Source organism: Achromobacter sp. SD115, assembly GCF_017355315.1.
Classification (GTDB): domain Bacteria; phylum Pseudomonadota; class Gammaproteobacteria; order Burkholderiales; family Burkholderiaceae_B; genus Achromobacter; species Achromobacter xylosoxidans_B.
Genome location: NZ_JADIJM010000014.1, coordinates 67,487 through 81,862 on the forward strand (window position 1 = coordinate 67,487; position 14,376 = coordinate 81,862).

The window sequence follows — 14,376 nt, forward strand, 5'->3', positions numbered from 1 at the left end:
CTATAGCTAAATAGTTATAGTCAGCGCATGAACGTGCGAGAGATAGAAATCTTCAGGGCGGTAATGCGGGAAGGCTCGGTGTCGCGGGCGGCGCAGGTGCTGCTGATTTCGCAGCCTGCCGCCAGCAAGTACATCGCCCAGCTGGAGCGCCGCGTGGGCGTGGCGCTGTTCGTGCGCAAGGGCGGACGTCTGCTGCCCACGCCCGAAGGCAGGGCGCTGTATGGCCAGGTCGACCGGCTTTTTTCCGGTCTTTCGCAGTTGGACAGCTTCATCAAGGACCTGGGCAGCGAAAAACAGGGCCACCTGACCGTCGCGTCCTTGCCGCTGCTGTCTCTGACCGTCATGCCGGACGTGCTGGCCAGCTTCATGGCGGACCGGCCTAATATTTCCGTGGCCTTGCAGACGCGCAGTTCGGCGCGCATCGTCGAATGGGTGGCCGCGCGCCAGGTGGACATGGGCGTGTGCTTCTACGGGGGGCAGCACCCGGGCGTCGTGGCCGAGCCGCTGGTCAGCCTGCAGCTCTATTGCGCCATTCCCCCCGGCGACCCGCTGGAAAAGTTCGACACCATACGCGTCGAACAACTGGCCGGCCGCGATCTCATCATCTACGACAACCTGGATCACACCCGCTTCTGGCTGGAAGCGCTGCTGGAGCAGCAGAAGGTCTATGCGCGGCGGCGCGTGCAGGTGTTCTGGACCTCGGTGGCGATGGAACTGGTGATGCGAGGCGTGGGCATCGCGCTGGTCGACCGGCTGACCGCCGCGCGCATCCCGGGCGGACTGGATCAACTGCGGCCGCTGGAACCGGGCGCCTCTTTTGACCTGAGCCTGGTATGGCCGGAGCATTGGCCGTCGTCAGTCATCGCGCTGTCCTTCGCGGACGCATTGCGGGAACACCTGCGCGATCACGCGGTCTAGCGCGGCCGGCCCCCGTCCACTAGCCAGGAGAGTGGAGGCGCGGGCTGGAATCGAACCAACCTATGCGGATTTGCAATCCTGCTGCATAGCCACTCTGCCACCGCGCCAATTTTTTTGTCCTAAGACATATATAATTGTGTTCGAGGACAAAATAAATTGCAAGCGTCTGGGGGCGGACGGACTGCTGTTTTGCGCGGCCACCGGTAAAACGGGCAGCGCGGCTGTCCTTGCTGCCGGGCCGCCATGGGGGCGGCCCGGATTCGATCGAGGACAGCAATGCAGTTCCAGTTTCCCATCGTCATCATCGACGAGGACTTCCGCTCGGAAAACACCTCCGGCCTGAGCATCCGGGTATTGGCCGAGGCCATCAGGGCCGAGGGATTCGATGTGCTGGGCACGACCAGCTACGGCGATCTCAGCCTGTTCGCGCAGCAGCAAAGCCGCGCCAGCGCCTTCATCCTGTCCATCGACGACGAGGAACTCGCGCATGGCGAGGGCGTGGCGCCGGCGTTGCTGGCCTTGCGGGAATTCATCAGCGAAGTGCGGCGGCGCAACGCCGATGTGCCGATCTACGTCTACGGCGAAACCAAGACCGCGCGGCACATTCCGAACGACATCCTGCGCGAACTGCAAGGCGTGATCCACATGTACGAGGACACGCCGGAATTCGTGGCGCGGCACCTGATCCGCGAGGCCCGGGCCTACCTGGAAGGCGTCAAGCCGCCGTTCCTGAAAGCCTTGCTGGACTACGCCGAGGACGGCTCCTATTCCTGGCATTGCCCGGGGCATTCCGGCGGCGTGGCGTTCCTGAAGAGTCCGGTGGGCCAGATGTTCCACCAATTCTTTGGCGAGAACATGCTGCGCGCGGACGTCTGCAATGCGGTGGAGGAGTTGGGCCAGCTGCTGGACCACAACGGCGCCATCGGCGCTAGCGAGCGCAACGCGGCGCGCATCTTCAATGCGGATCACTGCTACTTCGTGACGAATGGAACCAGCACCAGCAACAAGATCGTGTGGCATCACATGGTCGCGCCGGGGGATGTGGTGCTGGTGGACCGCAATTGCCACAAGTCGATTTTGCACAGCATCGTCATGACCGGAGCCATCCCCGTCTTCCTGCGCCCCACGCGCAACCATTTCGGCATCATCGGCCCGATCCCGCGCAGCGAGTTCGAAGTCGAGACCATCCGCGAGAAGATCCGCGCCCATCCTCTGCTCAAGCACTTGGACGCCGACGCGGTCCGGCCGCGCGTGATGGCGCTGACGCAGTCCACCTACGACGGCATCATCTACGAAACCGAGACGATCAAGGCCGCGCTGGACGGCTATGTGGACGCCTTGCATTTCGACGAGGCCTGGATGCCGCACGCGGTGTTCCATCCGTTCTATGGCGCCTACCACTGCATGGGCAAGCAGCGCGCTCGGCCCAGGGAATCCCTGGTGTTCTCCACGCAGTCCACGCACAAGCTGCTGGCCGGCATCAGCCAGGCCAGCCACGTGCTGGCGCAGGACTCCATGACGCGGCAACTGGACCGGCACCTCTTCAACGAGTCCTATCTGATGCACACCAGCACCAGTCCGCAGTACGCCATCATCGCCAGCTGCGACGTCGCCGCGGCCATGATGGAGCCGCCGGGAGGCACGGTGCTGGTGGAGGAGAGCATTGCCGAGGCGCTGGATTTCCGGCGCGCGATGCAAGAGGTCGGCACGCATTTTGCCGGCGACGACTGGTGGTTCAAGGTCTGGGGACCCGAGACGCTGGCGCCGGAGGGCATAGGCTCGCCCGAGGACTGGATCATCCGCGCTGGCGACGGCGAGGCGTCGTGGCACGGATTCGGGGAACTGGCCGACGGCTTCAACATGCTGGACCCGATCAAGTCCACCATCGTGACGCCCGGGCTGGACCTGGACGGCAACTTCGCGGACAGCGGCATTCCGGCTTCCATCGTCACCAAATTCCTGGCTGAACATGGCGTGATCGTGGAGAAGACCGGCCTGTACAGCTTCTTCATCATGTTCACGATAGGCATCACCAAGGGGCGCTGGAGTTCGCTGCTGACCGCGCTGCAGCAGTTCAAGGATGACTACGGGCGCAATCAGCCCATGTGGCGGATCCTGCCGGAGTTCTGCCGCAAGTTCCCCCGCTACGAGAGCATGGGCCTGCGCGACCTGTGCCAGCATGTGCATGCGACCTATGCCCGGCATGACATTGCCCGGTTGACCACGGACATGTACCTGACCGACGTCGTCCCGGCGATGAAGCCCTGCGACGCCTACGCCTGCATCGCGCAGCGGCGCACCGAGAGGGTGGAGATCGATCATCTGGAAGGCCGCATCACCACCAGCCTGATCACGCCCTATCCCCCGGGCATACCCGTTTTGGTCCCGGGCGAGGTATTCAACCGGACCATCGTCGATTATCTGAAGTTCTCCCGCGAACTGAGCCGGGAATGTCCGGGATTCGGCACGGATATCCATGGTTTCGTGGAGCTGCGCGACGCGGACGGAAACCTGCGGTACTACGTGGATTGCGTGCGGTGAGCCCGCTTTATGCGTACGGGGAATCCGTGTCAAACTTACGCCGGGAATTGACTCGGCCAGGAGTTGGTCCGGCCAGGAGTCGGCCCGGCCAGTAGTCGGTCCGGCCAGGAGTTGGCCCGCATTGACTTGACGCGGCCCGGCCGCTGTCCGTGCCAGGAACGGGATTGTCTTAGGACTCTATGAAAATACAAGGAAAGACCGCCGCGGAGATCTTCGATTGCGTGCGCGCGATGGCTCAGTCGGGGCAGCTGCCGCCGGGCCAGGCGCTGCCGCCGGTGCGGGATCTGGCGGTCGAACTGGATATCAACCGCAATACTGTCGCCGCCGCCTACAAGCGGCTGGTGACGGCCGGCATCGCCCTGACCCAGGGCCGCCTGGGCACCATCATCCGCGACCAGTCCGGCCCTGGGGAACAGGAAGGCGCGCTGTCGGACTCGCCACTGGCGGACCTGGCCAGCGGCAATCCAAACCCGGCCTGGCTGCCGGACCTGAGCGCGGCCCTCGCCATCCGGCCCTATCAACCGCGGCTGTACGGCGAGCCCACCGTCAATGCGGGGCTGGAAAGCTATGCCCGCGCCTGGTTCGCGCCGGACTGCCCGACGCCCTTCGAGATCAACCTGACCCATGGGGCGGTGGACGCCATCGAGCGGCTGCTCAGCTCGCACCTGGTGGCCGGCGACAAGGTGGCGGTCGAGAACCCATGCTTCCTGAGCAGCATCAACATGCTGCGCATCGCCGGCTTGCAAGCGCTGGGCGTGCCCGTCGACGCCGAAGGCATGCAGGCGGCGGCCCTGGAGGCGGCGCTGGCCAAGGGCGCGCAGGCCGTCATCCTGACGCCGCGGGCCCACAATCCGACGGGCTGCAGCCTGAGCGAAAAGCGGGCCAAAGCGCTGGCGCGGGTGTTGGCCAGGTATCCCCACGCCATGGTCATCGTGGACGATCACTACGCCTTGCTGTCGGGCAAGGCGTACCACTCGGTGCTGCCGTCCGGCGCGCAGCGGTGGGCCCTGGTGCGCTCGTTCTCCAAGACGCTGGGCCCCGACGTGCGCCTGGCGATGGTGGCCAGCGATTCCGCGACGTCGCGGCAACTGCGGCTGCGGCTGGCCTCCGGTACCAGCTGGGTCAGCCATCTGCTGCAAGACATGGTCGAGGTCACGCTGGGCCGGCCCGAGGTCGCCAAGCAGATGGGGCTGGCCCGCAAGGATTACGCGCAGCGTCGCAAGGCCTTGGAGAACGCCTTGCTGGATCAGGGCGTGGCGTACGCGGCGGACGGTGACGGCCTCAACCTCTGGGTGCCGTTGGATACCGATGACCAGGCGGTCGCGCTGGCCCTGGCCCATCGCGGCTGGCTGGTGCGCCATGGCGATGCCTTCGGGGTCCAGGAACCGGTCCGTGGCCTGCGCATCACCCTCTCCGCGATCGAGCCCGGCCAGTGCCGCAAGCTGGCGCGGGATATCCGGGAAAGCATGGGTTAGCCGGCACCGGTTTCAACGCCGGTCGGCCATGGCTTGTCCCAGCTTGACCGTCCGCCCCGTTTTCCAGTCCGGATGGAAGCGCCAGGCGCTGCCGGGCATCAGCACTACCACGGTCGAACCCAACTCGAAGTGCCCCATCTCGGCACCTTGCGGCAAGCGCAAGGGCGCCACCAGGCTGCCGTAGTCCCACTGCTGGATGCGACGCCCATGCGGCGCCACCTGGCCATGCCACGTAGTGGCGATGCTGCCGACGATGGCGGCTCCCACCAGCACCATGGCGTAGACGCCATGGCGGGGATGCTCGAACCAGCAGACCAGCCGTTCGTTGCGCGCCAGTAAGCCGTCCATGCCTTGCACGACCTCCGGCTTGACGGAGTAGAGCGTCCCCGGCACATGGCGCATGCCCAGCAGCCGGCCCTCGCAAGGCATGTGCACGCGATGGTAGTCGCGCGGACTCAGATAGATCGTGGTGAACCAGCCGCCGCCCAATGCCCGCGCCAGATCCGCATCGCCCAGCAGCGCGGCGGCGCTGTACTGGCGCTGCTTGGCCTGTATCAGTTGCCCCAGGCTGATACGGCCGAACTGGCTCACGGTGCCATCCGCGGGACTAGTCCAGTCCGCGTCGGCCAGCCTGCGGGCGCCCGGCTTCAAGGCCCGGGTGAAGAAGGCATTGAAACTGCCATAGGCCTTCGGGTCGGCGAGCAGGGCTTCGTCGAGATCGATGCCATACCACTTGGCGTAGCCGCGGATCAGCGGCTGGGCCACCCAGGCTTGGCGGCATGAGGCCAGCCGGCCGGCGCAGCGCGTCAGCCAGAGCTTGGGCGCAACGCGCTGGAACAACAGGGAGGGAGACGTAGACATGAAGCTCGTGGTTGCCGCGGACGCGATGCTCGGGCGGTGAGGTGATTATTGTCCTGAATTATTATTTATTATGGCATAGGACAAATGTGTGCCGTTGCACTACGCGCGCGGATGGCATGCGCCTATCGCGGGGTCGGCGCGCGACAACTCTCCGTGTCGCAGGCCTGGCGGGCGGGCTCTCCAGGCGCCGCAGCGCCGCTCGGAAGGACATCGTCCTCGGCCAGCAACCCGCCGATGGCGGCGCCCAGGGCCAAATCGTCGATGCTGCCGAAGTGCTGCAGGCGCACGCGTCCCTGGCGGTCCAGCAGGACCAGGCTAGGCGTGCCGCGCAGCCCGTAGGCCTGCATGGTCATCGGGATGGCGTCGGACGCGGCGGGGCGGTCGATGCCGATGGGAAAGCTCCATCGATACTCGTGATTGAAGGCGCGCAGCGCCGCTGGACTCATGACGTCGTGGTGCTCGAAAACAGTGTGCAGGCCGATGACCGCGACATCCTTGCCGCGGAACAGCCTGTGCACGCGTTCGGCTTGCGGCAGCCCATGCGACAGGCACCCGGGGCACAGCATCTGGAACGCATGCAGCAGCACGACCTTGCCGCGCAGCGCGGTGAGCTCGATGGGGCCGTCCGCATTCAGCCATTCGTCCACCAGCAAGGGTGGGGGCAATGCGTCGGCAATGGCGTCGGATCGGGACATCTGAAGGCTCCTGTAGCGTGTCGGGCGGAGCGGTCTCGCCCCGCCCGCACTGGGGGGACTGGATTACGCGGCCCGGCGCAGCTTCACGCCCGGGAAGTCCACCGGCACGGCAAAGGCCACGTTGACATAGTTGGTGAAAAGGTTGAGCGCGACGTGCGCCAGGATCTCGACGATCTCCTGGTCGCTATAGCCTGCCGCGCGCACGGCCTGCACGTCGGCTTCGCTCACTTGCCCACGCGCTTCCACCAGCTTCAGCGCGAAGCGCAGCGCCGTGGCGGTCTTGGGATCGGCGGCGTCGCCGCCTTGGGCGGCCGACATTTCTTCGGCGCTGGCGCCGGCCTTGCGGCCCAGGGCCGTATGGGCCGCAAGGCAGTATTCGCAAGCATTGCGGTCGGCCACCGCCACCGCGATCTGCTCGCCGAGCTTGGCCGGGATCACGCCACCGCCCAAGGCGCCAAAAGCGCCCCACATGCTTTGCAGCGCCGCCGGCGAATTGGCGACGGCCTTGAACATGTTCGGCGTGGCGCCAAAGGCGCCGTGGATCTGCGTAAGCAGCGCCTTGCGGTCGGCGCTGGCGCTGCTGGCATCGATAAGAGGAACTCGGGACATGTCGGTAACTCCTGGAAATGAAAAAAAGGCCGCCGATATCGGACGGGCTGGAGAAATCGTACGTAGAATGATTGGACGTAAGGTGTTGTTTAATCCATGGAAATTGTCTTTACGTCCAATATATGAGTGATCCTGTTCCTCGTCAGGTTGACCGGCTATCGGCGCTGCTGGACCGCTTCCGGGTGCGCGCGACGCTGTTCCACACGGGCGCGCTATGCGGCACCCAGGCCTTCGAAGCCGTGCCGGGGCGCGGCTTTCTGCACGTGTTGCGCCGGGGCGAGATGGAAGTGCGGCATCGCCCAGGCGAGACCGCCACGCCGCGGCTGCGCCTGTCCGAGCCGACGCTGCTGTTTTATCCACGCGCGGTGCATCACGAGTTCGTGAATCCCCCCCGGGACGGTTCGGACTTCACCTGCGCGGCGCTGGATTTCGATGGTGGCGAACGCAATCCCATCGTGCAGTCGCTGCCGTCCGTGGTGCGGATCCCGCTGGACGCGGTCGAAGGCTTGCGGCCCGCGCTGGATCTGTTGTTTGCCGAGGCCGATCACGTGCGCTGCGGCTCGCGCCTGCTGGCAGACCGCCTGTTCGAGGTGGTGCTGATCCAGCTGCTCAGATGGATACTCGACCATCCGGAGGAGGTAGGCGTGACCAGCGGCCTGGTGATGGGCCTGTCGGATCCCCGCTTGGCCAGGGCGCTGGTGGCGTTGCATCGCTCGCCTTATGAAGACTGGTCCCTGGCCAGGATGGCAGCGATGGCGGGCATGTCGCGCAGCGCCTTCGCGGCGGCCTTCAAGGACGCCACCGGCGCCACGCCCGCGGCCTACCTGACCGACTGGCGCTTGAGCCTGGCGGCGTCCATGATGCGCTCTGGCCGCGCGGTCAAGCTGGTGGCCGCGGAATTGGGATTTTCCAGTGCCTCGTCGCTGTCCAAGGCGTTCCGGCAGCGGATGGGCGTTTCACCGCGCGAATGGCTGGCCGCCAACGCCTAGCAGCAGTAGCCGGCAAGTCTCGTCGCCATCATGATAATATTGACCTATGACAAAACTGCGGACGGCATAAGCGTTGTGGGACACGCCGGCCGCCACTCCTACGCGAGGTTCAGGCATGAGCGAGCAAGGCCCAGGGCAAGACAACGGCACCCAGACACAGCACGACCAGCATGGCCGCTGGCCGCAGGCGCAGTCGGTCGAGGATTTCCGCTGCAATCTGGCCGCGGTCAACGGGCGAATTGCCGATGCGGCCCTGCGCGCCGGCCGTGATCCGGCGACAGTGCGCCTGCTGCCGGTGAGCAAGACCGTGGAAGAGGCGCGCATCCGGCTGGCCTACGAGGCCGGCTGCCGCTACCTCGGCGAGAACAAGCTGCAGGAAGTGTCCAGGAAATGGGAAGCCATGGCAGACCTGACCGACTTGAGATGGTCGGTCATCGGCCACCTGCAGACCAACAAGGCTAAGCTCGTGGCCCGCTATGCGGCCGAGTTCCAGGCGCTCGACAGCCTGCGGGTGGCTGAAGCGCTGGACCGGCGGCTACAGGCGGAAGGCCGCCAGCTGGATGTGTTCGTGCAGGTCAATACCTCCGGCGAGGCAAGCAAGTACGGACTGCAGCCGGAGGAGACGGCGGCCTTCCTGCGCGAACTGCCGGCGTTTTCGGGGCTGCGGGTGCGCGGCCTGATGACCCTGGCGCTGTTCTCGGCCGAAGCGGCGCGCGTGCGCGAGTGCTTCGTCCTGCTGCGCACGCTGCGCGATCGGTTGCGCCAGGAAGCGCCCGCGGGGATAGGCCTGGATGAACTGTCCATGGGCATGTCCGGCGACTACGAGATCGCCATCGAGGAAGGCGCCACCGTGGTCCGTGTCGGACAGGCCATCTTCGGCGCGCGCAACACGCCCGATTCCTATTACTGGCCTGCCGACAGCGGCGCGGAATCGCGCGAGTCCGGCGGACAGGAGTAGCGCGCATGCCGGTGTATCGACTCATCATCAAACGCGACGGCCGCCTGATCGGCCATTTCGAATCCACCGCGGCGTCGGCTCTCGACGACAGCCGCGATATCGCGGCGCGCCTGCCCGCCAAGGACGGCTTTCAGCTCAGCCTGATGGTCGCCGACGGCGAGCGACGTTTGCTGGAAAGCACACCGCAAGGCATCCGGCTGCTGGCTGCGGAACACGTGTTCGTCTCAACCCCCGAAGGCTTGCTGGGCGGATTGGACCGCCATCCGAGCCCGCAATAGGAGTATCCGGCATGAGCCTCGGCGCATTGGCGATCCGCCACGTTCCCTTCGAAGACCTGGGCATCCTGGCGCCGGTCCTGGCAGAGCGTGGCTACAGCGTGCGATACCTGGAAGCGGGCGTCGACACCATCGACGCCGCCACCCTCGGCAATGCCGACCTCGTCGTGATCCTGGGCGGCCCCATAGGCGTCTATGAAACCGGGCGCTATCCCTTCCTGGAGCAGGAATTGCGCGCCATTGCGCACCGGCTGCGTCAGGACAAGCCGACGCTGGGCATCTGCCTGGGTGCGCAGCTCATGGCGGCGGCGCTGGGCGCGGAGGTGACATCCACCGGCCGCGCCGAGATCGGCTATGCGCCGCTGACGCTCACGCCGCAAGGGCAGGATTCCGTGCTGAGCGTGGTTCAGGACGTGCCCGTGCTGCATTGGCACGGGGACCAGTTCGCCATTCCCGAGGGCGCGGCGCGTCTGGCCGAAACGCCGGGTTTCCCGAACCAGGCGTACGCGCTGGGGCGCCGGATACTGGGCCTGCAGTTCCACCTGGAGGCGGATTCTACGCAGATCGAACGTTGGCTCATCGGTCACGCCTGCGAGTTGAGCCTGCGGCAGATCAATCCCGCCGTCATCCGCGAGGATGCCCGGCTTTACGGCCCCGAGCTCGAACGTCGTGCGCGCGCGGCGATGGAGCGATGGTTGGACGGGATCTGAGGCAGTACTGCGCTATCTCGGTCGCTTGCGCCCCTCCGGGCGCTTTTGCAGCCAATCCACCACGAACTCTCCTGACTCATGGATGTGCGAACGCATGGCGGCACGCGAGGCGTCGGCATCGCGCGCCGTCAGCGCCTGGACGATGGCCGCATGGTGTTCGATGTTCTTCCTCATGCGGGCCTCGTACATGCCCAGCACGGTCATGTTGAGGATGTTCTTGGTGTAGTCAGTGTGCAGGTCCTTGATGATGCGTTCCAGCGACGCATTGCCGGCAGCGCGGAAGATCAGGGCGTGGAATTCCTGGTTCTTGATGACCCAGTGTTGCATGGGCGCGGCAGCCTGACGCGGCGTGGCCCCGCCGCCCGCGTTGACCTCGGCGTACAGCGCGCCGACAGCCTGCGCGCATTCGGCGTGGGTGGCCTGCAGCTTTTGCAGATCGGCGTCGGAGATCCAGCGCGCCGCAAGCTCGGCCGCCATGCCTTCCAGTTCGCCGCGCAGCCAGTAGTTGGCGCCGATGTCCTTGATGGTCGGCGCCACCACCGTGGCGCCGTAGCGCGGCTGCTGCACGATCAGGCCCTTGGTCTCCAGCTGCCGGAACGCTTCGCGCACCGGTGTGCGGCTGACGTCGTATTCTTCCGCCAGCGTCTCTTGCCGCAGCTTCTGCCCGGGCGCATAGGCGCCATTGAAGATCTTTGCGGAGATCGACTCCACCAGGTGTTGCACCAGTTCTTCCGCGGCGGGATATGTGCGATCCATGGCCTGACTCCCACGTCCTTGACGGTTATGCGGCTATTTTCCGGCGTCCGCGGAGAATACCAGCCGCCACTTTTTTTGCTCCTGGAGCATGCGTGCCAGGAAGACCTCTGATCCCGTGGGCATGGGCTGGCTGCCTTGCGCATACAGCTGCGCCATGCCCTCGCTCAGTGCCACCGCCTGCATGGCGCCTTCCAGCTTGTCGAGTATGGCCTTGGGCGTCGCGGCAGGCGCGACCAGTCCCGATATCGAGCCTACATCGAAATCGCCGCCCAGGGTCTCGCGGGCCGCGGGAACGTCCGGCAGATTCGACACCCGCTGTGCCGAGGTTACGCCCAGCGCCCGCATCTTGCCGGACTGGATGAACGGGCCGACCACCACGGTCTCGACCGCAGTCACGTCCACCACGCCGGAGAGCAAGGCGGTGGCCGCCTCGGCGCCGCTCTTGTAGGGCACGTGCATGAGCGTGGCGCTGGTTTGCTGCTGCATCAGGGCGAACACCTGGTGGATCGAGGTGCCTTGTCCCGAGCTGGCGAAGGAGACCGCGTCGGGCCGGCTGCGGGCCCGGGCGACCAACGCTGGCAGGTCCCGGATCGGCGAGGCTTCGGGCACGACCAGGGCCAGTGGCGTACTGGCGATCATGGACACATAGGCGAAATCCTTGAGCGCGTCGTAGTTCAGCTGCTTGTGGATGAGAGGATTGACCGCGACCATGCCGTTGGTGATCACCATCAGCGTATAGCCGTCGGGCTTGGCCCGGGCCACGATGTCGGCGGCGATATTCCCGCCCGCGCCGGGCTTGTTTTCCACGACTACCGGCTTGCCGAGCTCGGCCTGCAGCTGCCTGGCTACCGTGCGCGCCGTGACATCGGTGATGCCGCCGGCGCCGAAGGGCACGACCAGCGTGATGGGCCGCTCGGGCCAGGCGTCGGCGGCCTGGGACGGGCTGGCCAGCGTGAGCGGAAGCGAAAGCGTCAACGACGCGACGCAGGCGCGCAGAAAGGGGGCGTGCATGATGATTGTCTCCTTGGAATCTTCTATTTTTTTGTGTGCAGGTCCGGCAGGGCCGGGTCTGCCACGGACGGCGGCGAATGGCGGCGGCCGTCCGTGGAACCGCGGGTATCAGTGTTCGAGGTCCTGCTCGGTAATCGCGGGCGGTTCGCCCTGGATGTTCATGCGGCCTTCGTACACCGGCCGCGCGCCGGTCGTGGGCCCCTGGTACTGGACGAAGAACAAGGTGCCGCCTGTCTCGGTGCTGAGCGCTTCCTCGATGTGCGGGTCCGGATGGAACACCACGGTACCCGGGCCGTACATCTTTCCGCCCATGTTGAACTCCCCGTCGATCACGTACCAGACCTGGGCGAAATCGTGCTTGTGCAGGCGGAAGCCCGCGCCCGGCTCATAGCGCAGAAAGCCGGCATTGGGTTCGGTGGGGCGCTCTTCCCGCGTGTGGAAGAGGAACTTCGTCTTGTTCTTGAACCGGCCCATCTCCCATTCCATATCTTCCGGCCTGCGGTATTGGGGCATGTGGTGGGTCTGCGGCTGTTCGGGCACGACGTTGCTGCTCATGGCTTGCTCCTTGGTGAATTGGCCGGGAAAGTCTATCGGCCTTGCGCCCGAATTACTGGATACAAGATTCGCCTGGCGGCAGCGCGGGCGGGAGATATCAGGCGCCCAGGAAATAGGTATTGGACCGCCCCGCGCGGCCTCCCTAGACTGCAAGCCGTCATGGAGAAGCGAGCTATGCATTTGAAGGGAATCATCGGTTACCTGCTGACGCCTTGCGATGAGCGCGGGCGGGTGGACCTCGCGCTGTTGGAAGCGCACGTCGAACGGCTGATCGGCGAGGGCGTGCATGCCTTGGCGCCCCTGGGCAGCGTCGGCTGCCTGCCCTACCTGGACGATGGCGAACGCGAGGCTGTCATCGACACCGTCATCGGCGCGGCGCGCGGGCGTCTGCCCGTGCTGGCGGGCGTGTCCAGCCTGAGCACGGCCAGCACCGTGCGCCATGCACGCTACGCCGAACGCGCGGGTGCCGCGGCCTTGCAGCTATTGCCCAGCACCTACTGGAAACTTACCCAGGAGGAGATCCACGCCTACTACCGCGAGGTCTGCGAGTCGGTCGCCACGCCGGTAATGGTCTACAACAACCCGTTCACCACGGGCATGGACCTGCCCGTCGAGTTCCTGGCCCGGCTGGCGGAGCTGCCCAACGTCAGCATGATCAAGGAAAGCAGTCCCGACCCCACCAAGATCCCGAGGCTGCGTGCGGCCTGCCCGGCCCGCACGGCCGTGTACATCGGCCTGAACTGCATGGCGCGCACCGGATTCGCGGAGGGCGCGGCGGGTTGGTGCACGGCGTCGGCCAACGTCAGCGCGTCCTACGCCCTGAACCTCTACCGCTGCGCCATGGCCGGGGACGCGCGCGGCGCGGACGAGTGGTTTGGCCGGCAGATCGATCTGTTGAATTTCCTCATGGACCATGGCCTGCCCAGGACTGTCGCGGCGGGCCTGCAATTGCGTGGCTTCGACAGCGGATGCTTGCGCGCGCCCTTGGCGCCGTTGCCGGCGGACCTGCAGCAACAACTTCTAGAAATCCTCAAGAAAATGGAGATAGCCGGATGAACAAGGGATTGCGCCGCTGCATGGCGGCTTTGCTGGGTGTGATGCTGCCGGCCGCGGCGTCCTGGGCGGGTCCGTACCCTGACCAACCCATACGCCTGATCGTGCCGTTCGGCGCTGGCGGCGTGACCGACACCACGGCGCGGGTGTTCGCCGAGGGGCTCACGCGGGAGCTGGGCCAGCCGGTCGTGGTGGAGAACCGCGGCGGCGCGGGCGGCTCGATCGCCGCGGGGGCGGTGGCGAAGTCGCCGGCCGATGGCTACACGCTGCTGGTGATCACCAATGGCATGGTCGCCGTCAACCCGCTGATCTACAAGAAGCTGCCCTACGACCCGAACAAGGACTTCACCTACGTTGCCATGCTGGCGAACACACCCACGGTCTTGGCCGTGGGCGTGGACAGCCCATATGCGTCGCTGCCGGAAATCATCAAGGCCGCGTCGGTCCAGGCCGACAAGATCGCGTTCTCCACCGCGGGCGAAGGCTCCGACAACTACCAGGTCCTGGAGCTGCTGCAACAGGCGACAGGGGTGAAGATGTTGCACGTGCCCTATAAGAGCGGATCGGAATCCATGACGGCGGTGATGAGCCGCAACACGGACTTGACGGCCGTTTCCGCTGTCACCGCGGTGGGTTTCGTCGAGGCGAAGCAGATTCGTCCCTACGCGGTGACGTCGTCGCGACGCCTGGCCAACCTGCCCGACATTCCCACGGTCAAGGAAGTGCTGGGCAAGGACGTGGAAGGCGGTTCGTTGTCGGGCATTGCCGTTCCCAAAGGCACGCCGGCCGATGTCGTCGCGCGCTTGAACACAGCCATCGCCGCAGTCGCCAAGAGCCCGTCGGTGCAGGACAAGATCTACGCGCGGGGCAGCGAACCCGTGGACGGCACCCAGACCGCGTTCGAGCAGAAAGTCGTCGCCGAACAGAAGAAGTGGACGGGCATTCTTTCCCGTCCGCAGCAGTAAGTCCG

Annotated in this window: 15 protein-coding genes and 1 tRNA gene; 9 read left to right on the forward strand and 7 right to left on the reverse strand. The window is 65.8% G+C overall.

Annotation, left to right across the window (positions count from 1 at the left end; translation table 11 throughout):
- The first annotated feature begins 27 nt into the window (after window positions 1-27).
- Complete coding sequence (locus tag IPU70_RS19780) at window positions 28-918, forward strand: LysR family transcriptional regulator (RefSeq protein ID WP_118931531.1); 891 nt, start codon at window positions 28-30, stop codon at window positions 916-918.
- A gap of 32 nt (window positions 919-950) precedes the next feature.
- Here the strand turns inward: IPU70_RS19780 and IPU70_RS19785 are convergent.
- Window positions 951-1,025 (reverse strand) — tRNA-Cys (locus IPU70_RS19785).
- Window positions 1,026-1,194: 169 nt separating this feature from the next.
- Here IPU70_RS19785 and IPU70_RS19790 point away from each other — a divergent pair.
- Window positions 1,195-3,459 carry an Orn/Lys/Arg decarboxylase N-terminal domain-containing protein gene (locus IPU70_RS19790; protein ID WP_207469567.1) on the forward strand — a complete coding sequence of 755 codons (2,265 nt, stop codon included), beginning with the start codon at window positions 1,195-1,197 and terminating at the stop codon, window positions 3,457-3,459.
- A 179-nt stretch (window positions 3,460-3,638) separates the two neighbouring features.
- The gene (gene ptsJ / locus IPU70_RS19795; RefSeq protein WP_207469572.1) at window positions 3,639-4,934 is read left to right on the forward strand and encodes a transcriptional regulator PtsJ; all 1,296 of its coding nucleotides are present in this window, start codon (window positions 3,639-3,641) and stop codon (window positions 4,932-4,934) included.
- 12 nt (window positions 4,935-4,946) lie between these two features.
- On the opposite strand, the gene asd is transcribed toward ptsJ, so the two are convergent.
- The 3 genes from asd to IPU70_RS19810 form a co-directional block, all read right to left on the reverse strand.
- Window positions 4,947-5,795, reverse strand: a complete 849-nt coding sequence (gene asd, locus IPU70_RS19800) for an archaetidylserine decarboxylase (protein WP_207469574.1) — start codon at window positions 5,793-5,795, stop codon at window positions 4,947-4,949.
- A gap of 122 nt (window positions 5,796-5,917) precedes the next feature.
- Window positions 5,918-6,490, reverse strand: coding sequence for a redoxin domain-containing protein (locus tag IPU70_RS19805; protein ID WP_207469575.1), 573 nt, complete (start codon window positions 6,488-6,490; stop codon window positions 5,918-5,920).
- Window positions 6,491-6,553: 63 nt separating this feature from the next.
- Window positions 6,554-7,099 carry a carboxymuconolactone decarboxylase family protein gene (locus IPU70_RS19810; protein WP_207469579.1) on the reverse strand — a complete coding sequence of 182 codons (546 nt, stop codon included), beginning with the start codon at window positions 7,097-7,099 and terminating at the stop codon, window positions 6,554-6,556.
- A gap of 122 nt (window positions 7,100-7,221) precedes the next feature.
- Between IPU70_RS19810 and IPU70_RS19815 the strand changes: the two genes are divergently transcribed.
- The 4 genes from IPU70_RS19815 (at window position 7,222) to IPU70_RS19830 (ending at window position 10,031) form a co-directional block, all read left to right on the forward strand.
- Window positions 7,222-8,088 (forward strand): AraC family transcriptional regulator, encoded by an 867-nt coding sequence (locus tag IPU70_RS19815; RefSeq protein WP_207469581.1) that lies wholly within the window; start codon window positions 7,222-7,224, stop codon window positions 8,086-8,088.
- 115 nt (window positions 8,089-8,203) lie between these two features.
- Window positions 8,204-9,046, forward strand: coding sequence for a YggS family pyridoxal phosphate-dependent enzyme (locus tag IPU70_RS19820; protein WP_207469583.1), 843 nt, complete (start codon window positions 8,204-8,206; stop codon window positions 9,044-9,046).
- A 5-nt stretch (window positions 9,047-9,051) separates the two neighbouring features.
- Window positions 9,052-9,324: a cytoplasmic protein gene (locus IPU70_RS19825; protein ID WP_207469585.1), complete on the forward strand. Its 273-nt coding sequence runs from the start codon at window positions 9,052-9,054 to the stop codon at window positions 9,322-9,324.
- Window positions 9,325-9,335: 11 nt separating this feature from the next.
- Window positions 9,336-10,031, forward strand: coding sequence for a glutamine amidotransferase (locus tag IPU70_RS19830; RefSeq protein WP_207469587.1), 696 nt, complete (start codon window positions 9,336-9,338; stop codon window positions 10,029-10,031).
- Window positions 10,032-10,043: 12 nt separating this feature from the next.
- Here IPU70_RS19830 and IPU70_RS19835 read toward each other — a convergent pair whose 3' ends face one another.
- From IPU70_RS19835 to IPU70_RS19845, 3 genes are all read right to left on the reverse strand, one after another.
- Entirely contained in the window at window positions 10,044-10,787 is a 744-nt protein-coding gene (locus IPU70_RS19835; protein WP_207469589.1) for a GntR family transcriptional regulator, read from the reverse strand.
- Window positions 10,788-10,820: 33 nt separating this feature from the next.
- Complete coding sequence (locus IPU70_RS19840; protein WP_207469591.1) at window positions 10,821-11,798, reverse strand: tripartite tricarboxylate transporter substrate binding protein; 978 nt, start codon at window positions 11,796-11,798, stop codon at window positions 10,821-10,823.
- Between the two features lie 108 nt (window positions 11,799-11,906).
- Complete coding sequence (locus IPU70_RS19845; protein WP_207469593.1) at window positions 11,907-12,353, reverse strand: cupin domain-containing protein; 447 nt, start codon at window positions 12,351-12,353, stop codon at window positions 11,907-11,909.
- 174 nt (window positions 12,354-12,527) lie between these two features.
- Between IPU70_RS19845 and IPU70_RS19850 the strand changes: the two genes are divergently transcribed.
- Window positions 12,528-13,409 (forward strand): dihydrodipicolinate synthase family protein, encoded by an 882-nt coding sequence (locus tag IPU70_RS19850; protein WP_207469595.1) that lies wholly within the window; start codon window positions 12,528-12,530, stop codon window positions 13,407-13,409.
- Window positions 13,406-14,371, forward strand: a complete 966-nt coding sequence (locus IPU70_RS19855; RefSeq protein WP_207469597.1) for a tripartite tricarboxylate transporter substrate binding protein — start codon at window positions 13,406-13,408, stop codon at window positions 14,369-14,371. The genes IPU70_RS19850 and IPU70_RS19855 overlap by 4 nt, the downstream gene beginning before the upstream one ends.
- Window positions 14,372-14,376 lie beyond the last annotated feature (5 nt).